Genomic DNA, 20,145 nt, shown 5'->3' on the forward strand with positions numbered 1-20,145 from the left:
TTATTTTAACTTTTTACAAGTCGTTTAAATAGGATGTTAATTCCTTTGTCGCCCCGTTTAGTTCTTCTTCAACCTGGGTAAGCAATCCGGGAATCGGATCAATCTGATTGTTTTCAGCCAGAAGCTGAATTCTTTTAAGGGTTTTACCGGTTTCCTCCATGCTGAAAATTAATGCCGACGATTTGGCCGTGTGCGCCTCTTTTGCCAGGTTGCTTTTTTCATCTTCAGACAGAAACTGGTGCATATTTGCAATAAACTCCGGAACCTGTTTCAGAAAAATCTGAATAAGTTCTTTTTTAAAATCTTTGTCACCTCCCGAAATTTCTTCAATGTAACCAAGATTAATGTACTTGAAATTTTCGCTCATCTTCTATATTGAAATAGGGGCGCAAGTTAGTGAAATTATCCAAATTAATAATTCCATAAACGCTGATAAAATTCATGTAAAAGCTATTAGTGAATCCATAATTTTGCATTTAATTTGAAGGTGAAACCAAATAAATTCTTTTCTCCGGGGCTGAATTTATCCCTGTTCAGGAAACAAAAAAAAATGAATATGAAACTTACGGCACTGAATGAAATACATAAAAAGGAAGGCGCTAAAATGGTTGAATTTGCCGGGTATGAAATGCCGGTTGAATACAGTGGAATTAAGGAAGAACACCTCGCTGTGCGAAATTCAGCAGGCGTTTTCGATGTTTCGCACATGGGTGAATTTTGGATTAAAGGGCCTCATGCACTCGATTTGGTGAAAAAAATATCGTCGAACGATCCCACAGTTTTAAAGCCGGGGCAGGCACAATATTCTTGCATGCCAAACGGGCAAGGCGGAATTGTTGACGACTTTCTGATTTACTGTTTTAGCCCCGAAAAATACATGCTGGTTGTGAATGCCTCAAATATTGAAAAAGACTGGAACTGGATTAAAAACCAGAATGAATTTGGTGCTGAAATGGAGAACAGCTCGGATGAAATAAGTTTGCTTGCAGTACAGGGGCCAAAAGCAACCGAAATTTTGCAGAAACTCACCCCGGTGAATTTATCCGATATCAGGTTTTATACTTTTGAAACCGGTAGCATTGCAGGGGTTGATGATGTTATAATTTCGGCTACCGGATACACAGGAGCAGGTGGCTTTGAGTTGTACTTTAAAAACAAACACGCCGAAAAGGTTTGGAATGCAATTTTTGAAGCAGGTAAAGAATTTGATATTAAACCCGCCGGGCTGGGAGCCCGCGATACACTGCGGCTCGAAATGGGATTTTGCCTTTACGGGAATGATATTGACGACAAAACGTCACCAATTGAAGCGGGATTGGGGTGGATTACCAAATTTAACAACGGGCGTCAGTTTGTCGATCGCGACTTTTTAATGATGCAAAAAAAAGAAGGAATAACCAGAAGACTTCGTGGTTTTGTATTGAAAGAACGTGGCATCCCGCGCAAAGGATACCAGATTGTTAATTCAGAAGGAAACCAAATTGGCGAGGTAACTTCAGGAAGCATTTCGCCGGTTTTGAACAAAGGAATTGGCCTTGGTTATGTGGCCAAAGAGTACAGTGCTTTTGGAACACCCCTCTGGATTAAGGTGAGAAACAAAAATATCCCGGCTGAAATTGTGAAACTTCCTTTTATTTAAGCGTGTAAATATCCACATAAATATAAAAGCTGCCTTGCTGACTGCGGGGCAGCTTTTTCATTTTAAACGCTATTTGGTGAGCAGCTATTTATTCGACCGTTAAATTATAGCTCCATTTTTAAATTCTTTCCTGAAAAGTGGCTTTCTTTTTCAGAATCGAATAAATTTGTATGGCTTTACATTGGGGATATCAAAAAACGTTAAAACAGCAAAATGATTTTTATCAGTTTGCAGGCTTTCTTTACAATGTTTTATAACTCAATTTTAAAGCCGGTTTATTGATTTTTCTCATCTGCAAAACATAAATGAATGACGACCTTTGAAAAGGTGTTTTGCAAAAAAATAAATTTATTTATTCACCTTTAATAGTTGTTTGAAATTAAATGCGTTAAGGTTCAGGTTGTTGATAGCCAAATAAAATCACAACCTTTTAAAATGTGTTCCTGACGCGTTAAAAACTTAAAATTTTAATGAAATGAAAAAACACAATTTTTATGCAGGACCCTCCATTTTGCCTGAGTTTACCAAAAAAATGACAGCCGAAGCTGCATTAAATTTTGCCGAAACCGGTTTGTCGGTGATGGAAGTTTCGCACAGAAGCAAAGAGTTTGTAGCTGTTATGGAAGAAGCCCAAAACCTGGTAAAAGAATTGCTTCATGTTCCGGAAGGTTACTCGGTACTTTTTCTCCAGGGCGGAGCAAGCCTCCAGTTTTTAATGGTACCCTACAATTTAATGAATAAAAAGTCGGCTTACCTGAATACAGGCTCGTGGTCATCAAAAGCCATTAAAGAAGCCAAATTTTTTGGCGAAGTAGTTGAAGTAGCTTCATCAAAAGATACTAACTTTAATTACCTGCCCAAAGATTACACCGTTCCTGAGGATGCCGATTATTTCCATATCACAACCAACAATACCATTTATGGCACCGAAATTTTAAAAGAGCCCGACGTGAATGTTCCGCTCACTGCCGATATGTCGTCCGATATTTTAAGCCGCCCCATTGATGTGGCAAAATACGATGTGATTTATGCCGGTGCACAGAAAAATCTCGGGCCTTCAGGAGCCACACTGGTAATTGTAAAAGATGAGGCACTGCAACGCGTTGACAGGCCCATACCAACATTGCTGAATTACAAAACCCATATTGATAAAGGCTCGATGTTTAACACACCGGCAACACTGCCAGTTTTTGCTTGTTTGCAAACATTATTGTGGCTCAAGGAAAAAGGCGGTGTTGAAGCCATGGAAAAAATTAACATCGAAAAAGCCGGATTGCTTTACGACGAACTGGATCGCAACAAGCTGTTTGTCCCCACTGTGCCCAATCCCGAAGATCGTTCAAGAATGAATGTTACTTTCGTTATGGCACCCGACTATGCCGAACTTGAGAAAGGTTTTCTCGAATTTGCCACCCAAAAAGGAATGGTTGGAATTAAGGGTCACCGCTCGGTTGGTGGGTTCAGGGCTTCGTTATACAATGCAATGCCCTACGAGAGCGTGAAAGCCCTCGTGGAAGTTATGCAGGATTTCGAAAAAAATAAATAACTGGAAGATTACCCGCAACCAGGCACTTTAAGCAGAGGTTGCGGGGTTTTTTCTGCAAAAAACCTGATCTATGCAAAAAATTTTAATTGCAACCACAAAACCTTTTGCTCCGGAAGCAATAAAAAAAATTAAAAAGATTTTAAGTAAAGCAGATTCTGAATATAACCTTGAATTGCTTGAAAATTATACTGACCGGCAGGATTTGCTGAAAGCAGTTACAGATGCCAATGCATTAATTGTAAGAAGCGACAAGGTTGATGCCGATGTGTTTGAGGCTGCCCCAAAACTTCAGATTGTAGTAAGGGGCGGTGCCGGATACGATAATGTAGATTTGGACACAGCAACAAAAAAAGGTGTGGTTGTGATGAATACCCCCGGCCAAAACTCCAATGCGGTAGCCGAGTTGGCCATCGGTTTGGCGTTATTTGGTTTACGCGAAAAATTCAGCGGTAAACCCGGTGGAGAAATGCGGGGGCGCACCCTTGGTTTGCACGGGTTTGGTTATGTTGCCCGGAATGTTTTTCGCATAGCACGGGCTTTCGGAATGAAAGTTATTGTTTATACCCGCTACAGCAAAGGTGCCGCTGCAGCCATTGGTTTAAAAGTAACCAATTCGCTGGAGCAACTTTACGGGAAAAGCGATATTGTTTCCATTCATGTTCCGGCGCGTGGCGAACATATTAAATCCGTTAGTTACGATGTGTTGAAATACCTTAAAGATGGAGCTGTAATTGTAAACACGGCACGTAAAGAGGTAATAAACGAACCCGACCTGGTGAAAATAATGGAAGAAAAGCCCAGGATTAAATACATGTCGGATATTACACCTGACTGCGAAGATGTTTTTCAGGAAAAATTTGAAGGACGATATTTTTTCACGCCTAAAAAAGCAGGAGCACAAACCATTGAAGCAAATATTAACGCAGGAGTTGCTGCTGCCGAACAAATTATCGCTTTTTTTGAAAAGAACGATACTACTTATCAGGTGAATCGGAAAAAGCGAATGAGTGAATGGGTGATTTAGTAATTGAAGTAAAGAAGGCTTAGTACTGGCTGAAAAAATATATTTTTATACTTTAATGATCATTTCAACTTTTAATTATGGATACCAGTTCAACTTCATCTTTATTCGATTTTGAATCATTGGAACTTTACAGAAAATCACTTGATTACATTGATTTTGTTTATAAACTCATTGATCATTTCCCAAAAGAGGAGAGGTTTGGTTTAGCGATTCAGCTATCCAATGCGGCCAATTCTATCGCCTTAAATATTGGGGAGGGATATGGAGAATCGATACCTTTAGCTTTAAGGTATTTAAGAATAACCAGGGGGTCAATTCGGGAATGCCTGGTTAATTCATCCATATCGGTCAGAAATGGTTTTATCACTGAAAAAGATTATGCTGAATCAAGGCGACGGCTTACAGAATTATCGAGATTATCAGCAGGATACAGAAAGTATTTAAAACGAAAACTGAATAAGTAAAGTAATTATAGTTGTATATAAAGGAAATCTCAATGAGAATACAATTTCAAAAAAGTATTACACATTTACCCAATCGCTCAATTACACACTTACTCAATAACTTAATAACTTCAAAAATATGGCAATTGTAAAACCTTTTAAAGGACTCCGTCCACTCAAAAATATTGCAGAAGATTTGGCCTGCCTTCCTTATGATGTAATGAACTCGGAGGAAGCTGCTCAAATGGCCCGGGGAAAAGAAAATTCGCTGCTGCGCATTACCCGTGCCGAAATTGAACTGCCGGAAATTCAGGATATTCATTCTGAAACTGTGTATAACAAAGCCCGGGAAAACTTTATTGCTTTTCAGGAAAAAGGATGGTTGGTGCAAGACGATGAACCAAAATATTATATCTACGCACAAACCATGAACGGGCGCACGCAGTACGGTATTGTGGGTGGTGCAGCCTGCTCCGATTACGAAAAGGGAGTGATTAAAAAACACGAACTCACACGGCCCGAAAAAGAAGAAGACCGGATGGTACTTACGCGGTACCTGAATGCCAACATAGAACCTGTGTTTTTTGCCTACAAAGCTGTTCCCGAAATTGATGAGATTGTAAAAAGTGTGGTTGAAAATAACCAACCTGATTACGATTTTACAGCTGATGATGGTTTCGGACATCACTTTTGGGTGATTAATGATGTGGTCAAAAACCAGAAACTCGAACGGCTTTTTGCTGAAAAAGTACCCTGCACTTATGTTGCTGACGGGCATCACCGTACTGCAGCCGCCGCACGGATAGGGCTCGAAAAATCTGCCCAAAATCCTAATCATACCGGCAACGAAGAATACAACTTTTTTATGGCGGTGCATTTTCCTGACGATCAACTGCAGATAATTGATTACAACCGGGTTGTTACCGACCTGAACGGCCATTCAGAAGAGGGCTTTTTACAAGAACTGGCCAAAGGTTTTGAAGTAGAAAAAATGGGGCCTGAAATATTCAAACCATCACGTTTACATGAGTTCAGCCTCTATCTTTCCGGCAACTGGTACAAACTCACTGCCCGCAAGGGAACTTTCGACAATGACGACCCGATTGGTGTCCTCGATGTTACTATTCTGTCTAATCAGGTTATTGGTCCAATTCTCGGTATAACCGATTTGCGCACCTCAAAACGAATTGATTTTGTAGGTGGAATAAGAGGCCTGGGAGAACTGAAAAAGCGAGTTGATTCAGGCGAAATGAAAGCAGCTTTCGCGCTTTATCCCGTTTCAATGCAGCAACTCATTAACATTGCCGACAGCGGGAATATTATGCCTCCCAAAACCACATGGTTTGAACCCAAATTACGCTCGGGACTGGTAATTCACAAACTGGACTGACATGTAGAATATATATTAACTTGAAAAGGGGGCTGAGTATTTAGGTCCCTTTTTTATTTCCCAAACATTGCGCTGGCTGTTTTATTTTCCTCAAAAATCGCTAATTTCAGCAGTTTAAAACCAGAAATTATGGATATTGAAAAGATAACACTTGGCAGTATTTACAAGCGCAAAAAAACCGATCGCGATATTTTTCAGGAACTTATGCCCACCAAGGTAAAAGAAGTGCTCCTTGTGGCCACGCTTTACGATTCCTATTCAATTGTGAGGGAGGGCCAGTTCAGCGATAAAATTTTTGGCGAATACCTGCAGCTCAACTTATATGCAGCACCCCGGTTTACAAGCGTAAACACCAGGGAAGACGCACTGCTCACACTCGAACACCGCGATTTTGACCTGATAATTGTAATGGCCGGCCTCGATAAAGATGCAGCGGTTGAAACAGCACGTGAGCTGAGTCAGAGCCGTCCGCGGATTCCGCTTCTGCTGCTGGCAAATAACAATGCCGATTTAAGTTATTTCCAGGCCGAAGGGAGAAAACTGGACTTTATCGACCGGATATTTGTTTGGAACGGAAATTCCAACGTTTTCCTGGCCATGATTAAATATATAGAGGACAAAAAGAATGTAGCCCGCGACACGCAAAACGGGAATGTTCGTGTGGTACTGCTGGTAGAAGACAGCATCCAGTACTACTCGCGCTACCTGCCAATTCTTTACACCACAATTATGACCCAAACCCAGATTCTGGTGCAGGAAGATGCCAAAGACGAGTTGCATAAAATATTGAAAATGAGAGCCCGCCCCAAAGTGATCCTGGTTGATAATTTTGAAGATGCTGTACAGGTTATCAATAGTTACAGGCGATATATGCTTTGTGTTATTTCCGATGTCCAGTTTGAACTCAACGGGGTGGACGATGAAAATGCCGGAATTGAGCTGTTGAAGTATGCAAAAAGCAACCTGAAATACGCCATCCCGGTTTTGTTGCAGTCGCAGGACATTGAAAATGCAGAACGTGCCAAAAGTATTCAGGCCGATTTTATCGATAAAAATTCTGAAAGCCTTTCTATGGATATTCTGAACTTTTTGTACCGGCGCCTTGGGTTCGGGAATTTTGTTTTTAAAGGCCAGGACGGCAAACCGATAACCGAAGCTGAAAACCTGGTTGAATTTCAAAAAAAATTCAGGGATATTCCGGCCGAAGCATTGTTATATCACGGGAAAAGAAATTCTTTTTCAACCTGGCTGATGGCCCGCGGCGAAATTAATATGGCCGAACAGTTGCGGCCGGTAAAAACAGAAGACTTCGAGTCGGCAGAAGAGCTGAGACAGTTTTGCCTGGAGGTTTTTCAAAATGTAAGGTTCGAAAAGTTAAAAGGCACCATCGTGAATTTCGATCCCGCACTGGCCACATCAAACCGGTTGATTCACCGGCTGGCCAAAGGTTCACTTGGCGGAAAGGGAAGAGGCATTGCCTTTATTTGTAATTTCATTGAAAATATCGACTTTCAGAAACTTATACCCAGTTTAAATATTCGCATTCCTTCAACCACAATAATTGGCGCTCTTGAGTTCGATAAGTTTGTTGAAATGAATAACTTGTATGACGATATTTATTCATTAAACGATTATGAATCCATCCGGCAGCATTTCCTGGAGTCGGAATTTGACAGTAAAATCCGGGAGCGTTTAATGAACTATCTCGAACAGGTAAATAAACCACTTGCCGTGAGGTCATCCGGGCTTTTTGAAGATTCATTGCTGCAACCTTTTTCAGGCGTTTATGCAACCTTCTTAATTCCCAATAACCACCCCGATAAAAATGCGCGTTTCAATCAGCTGGAAACAGCAGTTAAACTTGTGTACGCAAGTATTTTTACCGAATCGTCGCAAGCTTACTTCGATGCCATTAATTATAAAATTGAAGAAGAAAAAATGGCAGTTGTTATTCAGGAAGTAGTAGGGCAGGAGTATAACAACAAATATTATCCGACAATTTCGGGCGTTGCACAATCGTATAATTATTATCCCATTTCCTACATGAAACCCGAAGATGGTTTTTCGGTGGCTGCTGTTGGGCTGGGAATGTATGTTGTTGGAGGTGAAAGTTCGTACCGTTTCTGTCCCCGTTTTCCTGCCATAAATCCCACGGCAGTCAGCGATCAGCTGCGCGATACGCAGCGTCATTTTTATGCCATCGATATGACAAAAAATGATTTTGATCTTGTTACCGACGGCGAGGATGCTGCTATTATAAAATTCAGGATTAAAGAAGCTGAAAAAGATGGTACGCTTGAGCATTCCGCATCAACTTACCTGATGGAGAACGACGATCTGGTCCCGGGAATTCAGGGCGAAGGGCCACGTGTTATCGACTTTGCCAATATTCTGAAATATGACTATATCCCGTTAGCCGAAACCCTCAGGCTGCTCCTTCAATTGTTTAAAGAAGCCATGGGGTCGCCGGTGGAAATTGAGTATGCCATTGATTTGGATGCCAAAGAAAATGGGGTGCCTACCCTCTACCTGTTGCAAATAAAACCTTTAATAAGGCTTGAACAACAAGTGGACATTGACCTGGGGGCGCTCGACGATGAAGGAGTTTTTATGTACACCGAACGAGGAATGGGTAACGGGGAAATTGATAGTATCAGTGATATTGTTTTTGTTGATCCTGAAAAATTTGAAAAGACTAAAACCCGTCAGATGGCTGGCGAAATAAATAAAATTAACACCCTTATTGAAAAAGAAGGCCGGGAGTATATTTTGATTGGTCCCGGCCGCTGGGGGTCGCGCGATCCTTACACCGGAATTCCCGTACTTTGGTCAAATATTTCGAAAGCTCGTGTAATTGTAGAAATGGGGTTGCCTGACTTTCCGCTCGATGCTTCTCTCGGCTCGCATTTCTTTCATAATGTAACCTCGATGAACGTGGGCTACTTCTCTGTACCTCATAATTCAAAAAACGAATTTTTAAAAATGGACATGCTGAAAGAGCAGGAAATTGTTAATGAAAGTGAGTTTATAAAACATATTCATTTTAAAAAACCATTGAAAGTTTTAATGAACGGAAAAGAACGAAAGGCACTTATACATTTATAGAGAAATGTTTTTATGTGTTGTATAACAGGAACTCCGAGGCTTCAGAGTGATAGTGCAGTAGATGTGTTAACAAATTTTAACCTGTTGTCAAATCATGGACTGAAACTTCGGCATTTCATTTTAAAATTTATCTTTGCCTATTGGAGAAAATGTTTTGAAAACTAAAAATTACAAATAATAAAAACTAAGAGTTTACTGAATTTATTATTATTTAAACCGTAACGTTTGTTACATAAAAATTTCAATCTTATGGACAATATTTTCTTTATAGTTCCAATTGCTTCGATTTTGGCTCTGGGCTTTGCCTGGTTTTTCTTTAAATCGATGATGAAGAATTCGGAGGGCACAGACCGGATGAAAGAAATCGCTCAATATGTCAGAGAAGGTGCCATGGCCTATTTGAACAGGCAATACAAAGTGGTTGCAATTGTATTTGTAATACTGTTTATATTGCTGACTATCATGGCCTACTTTAATGTACAGAATCCATTTGTTCCTGTTGCATTTCTTACCGGTGGTTTTTTCTCAGGCCTTTGTGGTTTTTTGGGGATGAAAACTGCAACATTTGCTTCGGCACGTACCGCACATGGCGCATCGCAATCGTTGAATAAAGGATTGCAGGTTGCTTTCCGCAGCGGTGCAGTAATGGGGCTTGTGGTAGTTGGGTTTGCATTGCTCGACATTGCAGCCTGGTTTCTGATATTAAATGAGTGGGTTTATACACCCGATAATATGGCCAACGGGCTACATTTTCTTGGATTAAACCTTGTACATGCACACCCTGAATATGTAACAGAGGGGATTATTAACAGTGCTGGTGAGCGGGTAAAATTAATCGAAATTACGGTAACCATGCTTACATTTGGTATGGGTGCATCAACCCAGGCGTTGTTTGCACGTGTAGGCGGTGGTATTTACACCAAAGCTGCCGACGTGGGTGCCGACCTGGTTGGTAAAGTTGAAGCAGGTATTCCTGAAGATGATCCGCGTAACCCGGCTACAATTGCCGATAATGTGGGTGATAACGTGGGTGATGTTGCCGGAATGGGAGCCGACCTTTACGAATCGTATGCCGGTTCTATTCTCGCTACTGCTGCACTGGGGGCATCGCTGCCTGCTCTGGTAATGAAAGATGCAGGACTTACAGCTTATCAGGCTGTGCTTGCCCCGATGATTGTGGCAGCAATCGGCATCATTTTATCGATTGTCGGTATTTTTATGGTTCGCACCAAAGAGTCGGCTACACAAAAGAACCTGCTCAATGCATTGTTGCTCGGTACCGGAGGCAGCTCAGCACTGGTATTGCTGGCAATGATTGGCCTGGTTATGCTTGGATGGGTAACCTGGGGCGTTTTCTGGGCTGTGGTAATTGGTTTGGCTGCTGGTGTTATAATAGGACAGGCCACTGAGTTTTTTACTTCCGATGAATATAAACCAACCAGAGGCATTGCCAAACAAGCCCAGCAGGGGCCGGCAACTACCATTATCGACGGAATTGCTGTTGGAATGACCTCAACCTGGATTCCGGTGGTAACAATTGTTCTTGGAATTATGGGAGCTTTCTGGGCATCAGGTGGCGCACAGCATTTTGCCATGGGAGTTTACGGAATTGGTTTTGCCGCTGTAGGTATGCTTTCAACTCTCGGAATCACTCTCGCTACCGATGCTTTTGGGCCAATAGCCGACAATGCCGGCGGAAATGCCGAAATGGCGGAGTTGGATCCTAAAGTTCGTGAACGCACCGATGCACTCGATATGCTGGGAAATACAACTGCAGCTACCGGTAAAGGTTTTGCTATTGGTTCGGCTGCACTTACAGCAATGGCACTTATTTCGGCATATATGGAAGAAGTTCGTTTGTGGTTCAGTAAAATTGCAAAAGCCGGCGAAGGTTTTGTTTCCAAAGGAGGTATGGATTTTTATATTGATGTTCCTGAGGGAGTTAACGGAATTGAAATTGCTTCTGCCTCAGTGAAACAATTTTCGGCAGCTTACGATATTACCCTGTTTAACCCGCTGTTTTTAGGTGGAATTTTCATTGGTGCAATGATGGCTTTCTTGTTTAGTGCACTTACAATGAAAGCTGTTGGGCGTGCAGCTGGTATTATGATTGACGAAGTGCGCCGCCAGTTCCGCGAAATGAAAGGCATTTTAACCGGCGAAACTAAACCGGACTATGCCAGGTGTGTTGCCATTTCCACCAAAGGCGCACAGCGCGAAATGATGCTGCCATCGCTTGTTGCTATTGCCGTTCCTGTAATTGTTGGTGCTGCAATGGGAGTAGCCGGTGTGGTTGGTCTGCTGGCAGGTGGTTTGACAACTGGGTTTACACTCGCAGTATTTATGAATAATGCCGGCGGAGCCTGGGACAATGCCAAAAAATTTATTGAAAAAGGAAACTACGGCGGTAAGGGTAGCGAAGCACACCACGCAGCCGTTGTTGGCGATACAGTGGGCGACCCGTTCAAAGACACTTCAGGGCCTTCGCTGAATATCCTTATTAAACTTATGACCATGGTATCGGTTGTTATGGCCGGGTTAACTGTAACTTTAAGTTTGTTATAAACATTTTTGAATTTGAATTGAAAAGGACCACCTGTCATTTGGCAGGTGGTTTTTTATTTTGTTTCAGTATAAATTCCGGTTCTTTTATAAAAGAGCAACAATTATAAAAGGATTTTGAACAAAATATTTCTATATTTAGTTTTTAATTAGGAAAATCAAAAAATCAATTAATATGGCAGATCTTTCAACAACCTACATGGGGGTAAAACTTAAAAACCCGCTTATTCTTGGAGCATGCAATTTGGTAGAAAAACCAAAAACCGTTGAAGAACTTGAAAAAGCAGGGATTGGCGCAATCGTTTACCGTTCGTTATTCGAAGAACAGGTTCAGCTTGAGGACCTTCAAATGTCAGAAGATCTTACCGAATACGAAGAACGCAATGCAGAGATGATTCGGCTTTTTCCGGAAATTGAACATGCCGGCCCGAAGGAACATTTATACAACCTTGAAAAACTGAAGAAAAATGTTAGTGTGCCGGTGTTTGCCAGTCTAAATGCATTGTACGAACCCACCTGGGTGGAGTACGCACAGGAACTGGAAAAAACCGGAGTTGACGGGCTGGAATTAAATTTATACGCCACCCCGGGTTACTTCGAACGTACAGGTGAATCGATAGAAGAGAAACAGGTGGAAATTGTAAAAGCTGTAAAAAAAGCAGTGAAAATTCCGGTGAGTGTAAAAATCAGTTTGTTTTATACCAATCCACTAAATTTTATTAAAAAAATTGATGAAGCCGGTGCCGATGCTTACGTGCTTTTCAATCGTTTCTTTCAACCCGAAATTGACATTAAAAAAGAAGAATTTCACTTTCCGTGGGAATTGAGTAATCCCAGGGATCACATGGTAGCACTGAGGTTTGCCGGATTGCTATATGGTAACCTCGACGGTGATGTTTGTGTGAGCCGCGGAATTTACACTCCCGAAGACGTAATTAAAATGTTACTGGCCGGAGCCGATGCCGTGCAGCTGGTGAGCACCATTTATAAAAATAAACCGGCGGTTGTGGCAAAAATCCTCGATGAACTGAACAAATGGATGGATGAAAAAGAGTACAAATCGCTCGATGATTTCAGGGGCAAACTTTCTCGCAAAAACATGAAAGACCCCTTTACTTATCAGCGTGCACAATACATCGATATTTTAATGAATTCAGAAGGTGTTTTTAAGAAATATCCGATGAGGTAGTTGGTAATCGTTTAATTTTGTTTGTGTTAAAAGCAGAATCCGTTTCAGGGTTCTGCTTTTGTTTTTTTTTGTTTGCAATCATCAGAGGTATTCAATTTCCACATGTTTAAAAAACTTATTGGTTAATATTTTAACAATCCGTTTAACTACAAATTTTCGAAGTTCTAATTCTATTGGCTGCTCCGGATCCTGGTGTGCCCAGTTGATGCGTGTGCCCAAAATAATTTCAATGCTGTCGTGTTGAAGCAGCAGTTTTACTACTTTTTCCGGCGGACTGTCCTGCAACCGTGTATCGCTGTTGTAATTATCGAGAATTTCTTCTACTTTTCCCAGGGTCAGAATTCCTTCGGTAACCATTTCAAATCCTTCCATCTTTGCTGAAGGTGGTAAAGAATCGCGGGTTTTGGGAGCATGTTCAATCTCAACATTCATATTCAGTTCGCGGGCAATTATTTCGGCAGTGGTTCCACCGCAAATTATTTTTTTCCCGTTGAAACTTTTAATGCGGTCGGCAAAATCGTAATCCTTTATTTTATAGAATGGCGGACCTGTAATTAGCATGAATTTCCGTGGTTCCCTGAAATAAATTACGCCGCATGTGGTATCGTCTTTCATTTCAAAGTTGTCGTTCATGGCTGCTTGGTTAATAATTTTCCTTGACAGTTTGGCGGCCGAAATGGTTGGCATGCGTTCTACCTGGTTCAGGGCAAAACTGTTAACGTTATCAATTCCCCAGCCCATGGGATAGCGGTTGTTGCCCCCCAGTCCCGATTGAACAACGCCATCGGTAAGGAATACCAGCCGGTCTTCTTTGCGTGCAACAAACTCGCGGCAGCGCAACAGTTTTCCCACGTTTTCATGGCCTCTCACCTCCAATTCGTATTCTTTGGGTTGAAATGGTTTCCCATTGCGTATGATAAGCACCGGCGGATTGTCATAGTTGATTATCCGCACCTGCCCGTCGGCTTCCAGTTCAATAATTGTAAAAGTGGCATAACTTTCTTTGCCGTCGCTGCTTTTGGGCAGAGCCTCCATTATTATCCGCGATGAAATTTCGGGCTTGGTGTGAAACCGTGCATATTTCATTGCCATTGTTGCTGTGAGCTGGGCAAGTACGCTGGCTTTTATGCCGTGGCCGATTCCGTCGCTTAAAACCAGTATGGTACGACCTTCTTCCCTGAAAATATCAGATAAGAAAACATCACCACAGGCAATTTCATTTTTGGGACGTTTTTGCTGTACATCAATTTCAACGTGGTAGTCTTGATTATTGGTCGTCTCCATATCTGTAAGATTGTATTATTGAGTTGAGTAATTCCTCAGTTTCTGCTGCATTTTCGCCAAGCAGGTGGGCAATTTTTTGTACCGTCTCAATATTTTGTTCCTTAATGCGCTGTGCACGGTTAATAATTTCGTCGCGTACAAGCAAAGGAGCCGACATGTCGCGGATAACAGCTCCTACCACTTTTTGTTTGTAAAGTGTTACCACCGAAACATGAAGCAGTTTGTCGCTGTATTTAATGTCGCGGTCAAGCATTTCTTCGCCCGATTTTAGTATTCCCGACAACATTTTAAAAATGACTTCGGGAACCAATCCTTCCACATCGGCACCTTTCAGCCCGGGAATGGTTTCGTACAGCTCCAGGATATCTTCTCCCATTAAACGGGCAAAACTTTCGTTGGAGTCAATTACTTTATTTTCCTGATCCATCATAATGATGCCAAGGTTGATTTTGTGCATCATGTGCGACGAAACTTCCATCGACTCTCTTGCTTTCTCCAGGCGTTTCTCGGTTTTTTTGAGTTGTGTGATGTCATTTATCGAACCCACAATTCCAACAATTTTGTTGTCATTGTCGCGTATTACGGCTTTGTTAATGACCACATCCAAATGGGAGCCGTCTTTTTGCTTCACCCGGGTTTCGTAGCCCTGCACGTCCGGGTTGGCAATCAGCTGCTGGTCACGGTGATGAAAAATATCAGCCATTTCTTTGGTGTAAACATCATAAACCGACTGGCCAATGATTTGTGCTTTCGGCATTCCAAGAAATTCCTCGTGGGCTTTGTTGCACATCTGGAAAACCCCTTCTAAATCGCGGTAGAAAATGGGCACCGGCAATGCATCAATAATTTTTTGGTAAAATTCCGGATCATCGATGTTCCCGGTCAGGAATGATTGCTTATCGTATATCATAAAGTTGGTTTTTATTCAATTCATTTTTGATTGGTTAAAGTAAGAAATAAATGGCTTATTTCAATTCATTTTAAATCATCTTTTATAACATGAATTGTTGATTTTTAACAGCATTTTGAAAACCTGTTCCTTTATCTTTGTGATGTTTACGCTATTGTAAATAACCTGAAATTACCAAAAAATAATTGTGAAGCTCAGTGAAATAATCCGTCATACCGAGGCAAAAATTTCTGCGGGAAATTTAGCAGATGATAAATGTTTGGAAAAGGCATTTAGCTCCGATTTAATGAGTGATGTGTTGACACTCGGCGAGGAAAATATTTTGTTGATTTCCGGCCTTGCCAATGTGCAGTTAATTCGTACCGCCGAGATGGCCGATATCAGCGCAGTTTTGCTGGCGCGCAATAAAAAGGCCACGCCCGAAATGGTTGATCTCGCCAAAGAAAACGGGCTGGTAATTCTCGAAACCCCGTTTTCAATTTACAAAGCCAGTGGAGTTTTGTATGCAAACGGATTAAAAGAGGTTTACTAATGAAATGAAAATTGAAAGCACAGTTGGAAAAAGCACCACTGTGCGTTTTAAATGTTTTTACTGATGAGACGAGAACCAAAATATCATGCAATCAGAGTAGATACTGAAAAATGTTTCGGATGCACACACTGTATGAAAATTTGCCCCACCGAAGCCATTCGCATTGAAGACGGTGTGGCTGCAATCAATAATCAGCGTTGTGTCGATTGCGGAAACTGTTTGCGTGTCTGCCCGGTTGATGCATTTTATGTGGAACAGGACGAACTCTCACAGATTAACGGGTACAAATATCGTGTGGTTTTGTTTCCGTCGATTTTTATCGGTCAGTTTCCAGAGATTTATTCTGAAGGCCAGATTTACGAAGCCCTGCTTGAACTTGGATTTACACACATTTTTGAGGTAGAACAACCTGCCGGCTGGCTTATGGAATCGATAAAAGATAACTACCGTGAGAATATAGATCGGCCGCTAATTTCCTCTTTTTGTCCGGCCATTGTCCGACTCATTCAGTGCAAATATCCATCGTTGGTTGAAAACGTGGTAAAAAGAAAAGCACCGCACGATTTAGCAGCCTATTTTGCCATTGAGCAGTTGAAAAAACAGGGTGCCAGCGAAAATGAAATCGGTACTTTTTATGTGTCGCCGTGTTCGGCAAAAATGGCGGCAGTTAACCAGCCGGTTGTCGAAAAGGAGTCGATTGTTACCGGCATCATCAATATGCAGGATTTGTACAATCGCATCCTGAAACTGATTCCCTCGCATGAAAAAACCGATACTTCCAAATTCAGGGAAAACCTGAGTCGCGAAGGAATTCTCTGGAGTTTACCACGCGGCGAAACTTCATGGTTCCGGAAAAAATCGATGGCAATCGATGGCATTCACAATGTGGTGAAGTTTTTGGAGCGTTTGGTAAACGATGAAGTTCCGGATCTCGATTTTCTTGAAATGAAATCGTGCAGACAGGGATGTGCCGGTGGTATTTTACTCACCGGCAACCGTTTCTTAACAGTAGAACGTTTGCAAAAAAGAGCACAGCGTTACCCGCGGGCTTCTCAGCTTAAAGTAAACCAAAAAGAAAAACAGACGGTAAAAGGGCAACTTGTTTCAGATAAAATTGAACCGCAACATGCTTTTATTTTAGATAAAGACAGAACGAAAGCCATTGAAAAGCTTCAGAAAATAAATAAAATACTCTGCCAGCTGCCCGGAATCGATTGCGGAGGTTGCGGCGCACCCAATTGTCATGCGCTGGCTGAAGACATGGTGCAGGGCAATGCAAAGATGTCCGATTGCGTTTTTCTTCAGAGTAAATATGTAAAAGAACAGAAAACAGACCCGCAAAAAGCCTATAAAAACCTGGAAAAAACCTGGGGCGAAAAGCGTTTCGAGGCCGATTGCAATAAAAAAGGAGGACGAAATGAAGGTTTCTGATTTGGTAAAAAAATATAACCTGAAAGTTTTTTCAGGAGAACAGGGTTTAAATAACGAAATTACAGGTGGTTACGCATCTGATTTGTTGAGTGATGTGATGGGAAATGCAGCTGAAAATGAAGTTTGGATAACATTGCAAACCCACCAGAATGTGATAGCCATTGCTTCGCTGAAAGACCTGGCAGCGGTTATCCTTGTAAAAAATTTGGAACCTGATGAAGATACGCTTGAGCATAGTAACGAAGAAGTAGTGCCTCTGCTTGGAACTTCGATGCAAACTTTTGAAATGGCCGGCAAAATCTATAACGATTTAAATACGGGGTGATGCAGCAATTCCGGGCCGATTTACATATTCACACGTTATTGTCGCCTTGCGGAGATGTGGAAATGACTCCCCGGAATATTGTGCAAAAAGCAAAAGCCAGCCATCTCGATATCATTGGAATTACCGATCATAATTCTACAAAAAATGCACTGCTGGTTAAAAAACTGGCTGAGAAGGAAGGAATTTATGTACTGACTGGTGCCGAAGTTACAACCCGCGAAGAAGTGCACTGCCTCGCGTTTTTCGAAAAAGCAGAAGAATTACAACAATTCCAGGAATTTATCGATGCAAACATCACCAAAATTCCGAATGATGAAGAATATTTTGGTTACCAACCTGTAATAGATGAGGATGAAAATATTCTGGAATTGATCCCGTATTATTTGCCGGCGGCTTTAAAAGTGGGGATTACCAAAATTCAGCAGCAGGTAGAAAGGCTAAACGGGATTTTTATTCCTGCCCACATCGACCGGTCTGTTAACGGAATATTAAGTCAGCTGGGATTCATTCCACCCGGTTTAAAGTTCGATGCACTGGGGCTTTCGATGCATGGTTCAAAAAATGATGTTGAACAACAATATGTTTTACAAAACAAAATCAGCCTGATCCGCAATTCTGATGCCCATTATATAGAACAAATTGGCGAAATTTGCTCCGTCTTCAATATGAAAGAAATAACTTTTTTGGAGATTAAGAAGGCATTGAATCAATTGGAAGGCCGTTTTGTTGAGCAGGTATGAAAACCATTTCGGAACATGTGCTGGATATAGTGCAGAATTCAGTCAGGGCTAAAGCTACATTGATTGAAATCATAGTAAATAATAATAAACAACCTGAAAGAAATTAGAGTAATAAAATAAATACAACCTTTCAACTATGACAAAAATAAAATCAGTGGCTGACCTTCGGAAAATAAAAGAGGAAGTTCAGTCGAAAATTAAATTACGTGAAAACAGCGATCACCCTGACCGGTTAGTGCAGGTGAAGGTGGGAATGGCCACCTGCGGAATTGCATCCGGAGCAAAGGAAACCATGAAATATTTTGTGGAGGAGCTGGAACAACAGGCCATTGATGCAGTAGTTACCCAAACCGGTTGCATGGGCTATTGCTATGCCGAACCCACCGTGGAAGTAACGCTGCCGGGAAAAGATCCTGTGGTTTTTGGATATGTAAATAAAGAGAAGGCAGAAGAAATTATTGATGTTTACATAAAACGCGGGGAACTTATCGATGGCGTAATTCCAATTACTTTTAAAACCATCGACGATTAATTAACTTTCAACTAATCAATTATGACCGATTATAAAAAACAATTGCGGATTGCTTTACGGAATTGCGGTTTCATTAATCCTGAAAGCATTGATGAATACATCTCGCGCGATGGATATATGGCGCTTGGCAAATGCCTTGGCGAATTCACTCCTGAAGAAACTATTAAAGAAATAAAAGACTCAGGATTGCGCGGCCGTGGAGGCGGTGGATTCCCCACAGGACTGAAATGGGAAATTACCCGTAATGTGGAGTCGGATGAAAAGTACGTGGTTTGTAATGCCGATGAAGGCGACCCCGGAGCGTTTATGGATCGTTCAATACTCGAAGGCGATCCACATTCAGTTATTGAAGCCATGGCTATTTGCGGCTACTGCATTGGTGCCGGCAAAGGACTGGTTTACATCAGGGCCGAATATCCGCTTGCCATTGAAAGGCTTAAAATTGCGCTTAATCAGGCGCGTGAATACGGGCTTCTTGGCGAAGATATCCTGGGGACCGGATTCAATTTTGAAATAGATATCCGACTTGGTGCCGGCGCATTTGTTTGTGGCGAAGAAACCGCGCTCATCCATTCCATGGAAGGGTTAAGGGGCGAACCTACATTTAAACCCCCGTTCCCGTCCGTTTCAGGTTACCTGGGCAAACCAACCAACGTGAATAACGTGGAGACTTTTGCCAATATTCCGGTAATTCTGAACAAAGGGGCCAGCTGGTTCAGTAAAATCGGAACTGAAAAATCGAAAGGTACCAAAGTGTTTGCCCTCGCCGGTAAAATCAATAATGTGGGGCTGATTGAAGTGCCTATGGGGACAACCCTGCGCGAAGTAATTTACGATATTGGCGGTGGCATAAAAGATGGTAAAGGCTTTAAATCGGTGCAAACCGGTGGCCCCTCAGGTGGATGCCTGACCAAAGATTTCCTGGATACACCTATCGATTACGATAATCTTATTGAAGCCGGCTCAATGATGGGCTCCGGAGGTATGATTGTGATGGACGAAGATGACTGCATGGTTTCCATTGCCAAATTTTACCTCGAATTCACACTCGAAGAGTCGTGTGGTAAATGTTCGCCCTGCCGCATTGGAAACAAACGGTTGCACGAAATTCTCGAGAATATAACCAACGGAAATGGAAAAGAGGAAGATTTGGAACGGTTGAAATTACTGAGCAATGTAATAAAAGATACCTCTTTGTGCGGTTTGGGACAATCCTCTCCCAATCCTGTTTTGTCCACAATTCTCAATTTCGAAGATGAATACCTGGCACACGTAAATGAGGAGAAATGCCCGGCAGGACAATGTAAAGCGTTGCTTAAATATGAAATAATTGAGGATTTTTGTACCGGTTGCACACTTTGTTTCCGCAACTGCCCGGTGGGCGCAATTACCGGGGAGAGAAGGCAGCCACACTACATCGACCAGTCGCTTTGTACTAAATGTGGCGTGTGTTACGAAAAATGCAAGTTCAATGCAATTAAACTTTTCTAATC

General features: G+C 41.8%; 17 protein-coding genes. 14 read left to right on the forward strand and 3 right to left on the reverse strand.

From position 1 onward, the window contains the following. Nucleotides 1-13 precede the first annotated feature (13 nt). Nucleotides 14-367, reverse strand: coding sequence for an Hpt domain-containing protein (locus tag ACTCNA_RS04815; RefSeq protein ID WP_462946766.1), 354 nt, complete (start codon nucleotides 365-367; stop codon nucleotides 14-16). 189 nt (nucleotides 368-556) lie between these two features. On the opposite strand from ACTCNA_RS04815, the gene gcvT reads away from it, so the two are divergent. The 8 genes from gcvT to ACTCNA_RS04855 all read left to right on the forward strand — a co-directional run bounded on the left by gcvT (nucleotide 557) and on the right by ACTCNA_RS04855 (nucleotide 12,898). Then, complete coding sequence (gene gcvT / locus ACTCNA_RS04820) at nucleotides 557-1,639, forward strand: glycine cleavage system aminomethyltransferase GcvT (protein ID WP_462946767.1); 1,083 nt, start codon at nucleotides 557-559, stop codon at nucleotides 1,637-1,639. A 475-nt stretch (nucleotides 1,640-2,114) separates the two neighbouring features. Continuing rightward, nucleotides 2,115-3,185 (forward strand): 3-phosphoserine/phosphohydroxythreonine transaminase, encoded by a 1,071-nt coding sequence (serC, locus tag ACTCNA_RS04825; protein ID WP_462946768.1) that lies wholly within the window; start codon nucleotides 2,115-2,117, stop codon nucleotides 3,183-3,185. Between the two features lie 70 nt (nucleotides 3,186-3,255). Continuing rightward, nucleotides 3,256-4,209: an NAD(P)-dependent oxidoreductase gene (locus ACTCNA_RS04830; RefSeq protein ID WP_462946769.1), complete on the forward strand. Its 954-nt coding sequence runs from the start codon at nucleotides 3,256-3,258 to the stop codon at nucleotides 4,207-4,209. 77 nt (nucleotides 4,210-4,286) lie between these two features. Further along, nucleotides 4,287-4,673 (forward strand): four helix bundle protein, encoded by a 387-nt coding sequence (locus ACTCNA_RS04835; RefSeq protein WP_462946770.1) that lies wholly within the window; start codon nucleotides 4,287-4,289, stop codon nucleotides 4,671-4,673. Between the two features lie 118 nt (nucleotides 4,674-4,791). Continuing rightward, nucleotides 4,792-6,042 (forward strand): DUF1015 domain-containing protein, encoded by a 1,251-nt coding sequence (locus tag ACTCNA_RS04840; protein WP_462946771.1) that lies wholly within the window; start codon nucleotides 4,792-4,794, stop codon nucleotides 6,040-6,042. Between the two features lie 129 nt (nucleotides 6,043-6,171). Next, nucleotides 6,172-9,147, forward strand: a complete 2,976-nt coding sequence (locus tag ACTCNA_RS04845; RefSeq protein WP_462946772.1) for a PEP/pyruvate-binding domain-containing protein — start codon at nucleotides 6,172-6,174, stop codon at nucleotides 9,145-9,147. A 249-nt stretch (nucleotides 9,148-9,396) separates the two neighbouring features. Continuing rightward, nucleotides 9,397-11,712, forward strand: coding sequence for a sodium-translocating pyrophosphatase (locus tag ACTCNA_RS04850; RefSeq protein ID WP_462946773.1), 2,316 nt, complete (start codon nucleotides 9,397-9,399; stop codon nucleotides 11,710-11,712). Nucleotides 11,713-11,884: 172 nt separating this feature from the next. Next, nucleotides 11,885-12,898, forward strand: coding sequence for a dihydroorotate dehydrogenase-like protein (locus tag ACTCNA_RS04855; protein ID WP_462946774.1), 1,014 nt, complete (start codon nucleotides 11,885-11,887; stop codon nucleotides 12,896-12,898). Nucleotides 12,899-12,979: 81 nt separating this feature from the next. Here ACTCNA_RS04855 and ACTCNA_RS04860 read toward each other — a convergent pair whose 3' ends face one another. Together ACTCNA_RS04860 and ACTCNA_RS04865 are read right to left on the reverse strand one after the other, a co-directional pair. Next, nucleotides 12,980-14,182 (reverse strand): SpoIIE family protein phosphatase, encoded by a 1,203-nt coding sequence (locus ACTCNA_RS04860; protein WP_462946775.1) that lies wholly within the window; start codon nucleotides 14,180-14,182, stop codon nucleotides 12,980-12,982. Beyond that, nucleotides 14,166-15,092 (reverse strand): PAS domain-containing protein, encoded by a 927-nt coding sequence (locus ACTCNA_RS04865; protein WP_462946776.1) that lies wholly within the window; start codon nucleotides 15,090-15,092, stop codon nucleotides 14,166-14,168. Before ACTCNA_RS04865 ends, ACTCNA_RS04860 begins: the two co-directional genes overlap by 17 nt. Before the next feature lie 187 nt (nucleotides 15,093-15,279). Here ACTCNA_RS04865 and ACTCNA_RS04870 point away from each other — a divergent pair, with 187 nt between their 5' ends. From ACTCNA_RS04870 to ACTCNA_RS04895, 6 genes are all read left to right on the forward strand, one after another. Continuing rightward, nucleotides 15,280-15,624, forward strand: coding sequence for a hypothetical protein (locus ACTCNA_RS04870; protein WP_462946777.1), 345 nt, complete (start codon nucleotides 15,280-15,282; stop codon nucleotides 15,622-15,624). A 63-nt stretch (nucleotides 15,625-15,687) separates the two neighbouring features. Continuing rightward, nucleotides 15,688-17,055: a [Fe-Fe] hydrogenase large subunit C-terminal domain-containing protein gene (locus ACTCNA_RS04875; protein WP_462946778.1), complete on the forward strand. Its 1,368-nt coding sequence runs from the start codon at nucleotides 15,688-15,690 to the stop codon at nucleotides 17,053-17,055. Next, nucleotides 17,042-17,380 (forward strand): serine kinase, encoded by a 339-nt coding sequence (locus ACTCNA_RS04880; protein WP_462946779.1) that lies wholly within the window; start codon nucleotides 17,042-17,044, stop codon nucleotides 17,378-17,380. The genes ACTCNA_RS04875 and ACTCNA_RS04880 overlap by 14 nt, the downstream gene beginning before the upstream one ends. Further along, a complete protein-coding gene (locus ACTCNA_RS04885; RefSeq protein ID WP_462946780.1) occupies nucleotides 17,380-18,120 on the forward strand; it encodes a PHP domain-containing protein in 741 nt (246 codons plus the stop codon). The genes ACTCNA_RS04880 and ACTCNA_RS04885 overlap by 1 nt, the downstream gene beginning before the upstream one ends. Before the next feature lie 136 nt (nucleotides 18,121-18,256). Then, nucleotides 18,257-18,652: a (2Fe-2S) ferredoxin domain-containing protein gene (locus ACTCNA_RS04890; RefSeq protein WP_462946781.1), complete on the forward strand. Its 396-nt coding sequence runs from the start codon at nucleotides 18,257-18,259 to the stop codon at nucleotides 18,650-18,652. A 21-nt stretch (nucleotides 18,653-18,673) separates the two neighbouring features. Beyond that, nucleotides 18,674-20,143 carry an NADH-ubiquinone oxidoreductase-F iron-sulfur binding region domain-containing protein gene (locus ACTCNA_RS04895; protein WP_462946782.1) on the forward strand — a complete coding sequence of 490 codons (1,470 nt, stop codon included), beginning with the start codon at nucleotides 18,674-18,676 and terminating at the stop codon, nucleotides 20,141-20,143. Nucleotides 20,144-20,145: the final 2 nt, after the last annotated feature.

It is taken from the genome of Tangfeifania sp. (genome assembly GCF_055108615.1).

Coding starts and splice junctions, on each gene's coding strand:
- ACTCNA_RS04875 (WP_462946778.1), top strand. CDS start 15,688: ATGAGACGAGAACCAAAATATCATGCAATCAGAGTAGATACTGAAAAA.
- ACTCNA_RS04845 (WP_462946772.1), top strand. CDS start 6,172: ATGGATATTGAAAAGATAACACTTGGCAGTATTTACAAGCGCAAAAAA.
- ACTCNA_RS04890 (WP_462946781.1), top strand. CDS start 18,257: ATGACAAAAATAAAATCAGTGGCTGACCTTCGGAAAATAAAAGAGGAA.
- gcvT (WP_462946767.1), top strand. CDS start 557: ATGAAACTTACGGCACTGAATGAAATACATAAAAAGGAAGGCGCTAAA.
- ACTCNA_RS04895 (WP_462946782.1), top strand. CDS start 18,674: ATGACCGATTATAAAAAACAATTGCGGATTGCTTTACGGAATTGCGGT.
- ACTCNA_RS04835 (WP_462946770.1), top strand. CDS start 4,287: ATGGATACCAGTTCAACTTCATCTTTATTCGATTTTGAATCATTGGAA.
- ACTCNA_RS04840 (WP_462946771.1), top strand. CDS start 4,792: ATGGCAATTGTAAAACCTTTTAAAGGACTCCGTCCACTCAAAAATATT.
- serC (WP_462946768.1), top strand. CDS start 2,115: ATGAAAAAACACAATTTTTATGCAGGACCCTCCATTTTGCCTGAGTTT.
- ACTCNA_RS04815 (WP_462946766.1), bottom strand. CDS start 367: ATGAGCGAAAATTTCAAGTACATTAATCTTGGTTACATTGAAGAAATT.
- ACTCNA_RS04865 (WP_462946776.1), bottom strand. CDS start 15,092: ATGATATACGATAAGCAATCATTCCTGACCGGGAACATCGATGATCCG.
- ACTCNA_RS04850 (WP_462946773.1), top strand. CDS start 9,397: ATGGACAATATTTTCTTTATAGTTCCAATTGCTTCGATTTTGGCTCTG.
- ACTCNA_RS04880 (WP_462946779.1), top strand. CDS start 17,042: ATGAAGGTTTCTGATTTGGTAAAAAAATATAACCTGAAAGTTTTTTCA.
- ACTCNA_RS04830 (WP_462946769.1), top strand. CDS start 3,256: ATGCAAAAAATTTTAATTGCAACCACAAAACCTTTTGCTCCGGAAGCA.
- ACTCNA_RS04885 (WP_462946780.1), top strand. CDS start 17,380: ATGCAGCAATTCCGGGCCGATTTACATATTCACACGTTATTGTCGCCT.
- ACTCNA_RS04860 (WP_462946775.1), bottom strand. CDS start 14,182: ATGGAGACGACCAATAATCAAGACTACCACGTTGAAATTGATGTACAG.
- ACTCNA_RS04855 (WP_462946774.1), top strand. CDS start 11,885: ATGGCAGATCTTTCAACAACCTACATGGGGGTAAAACTTAAAAACCCG.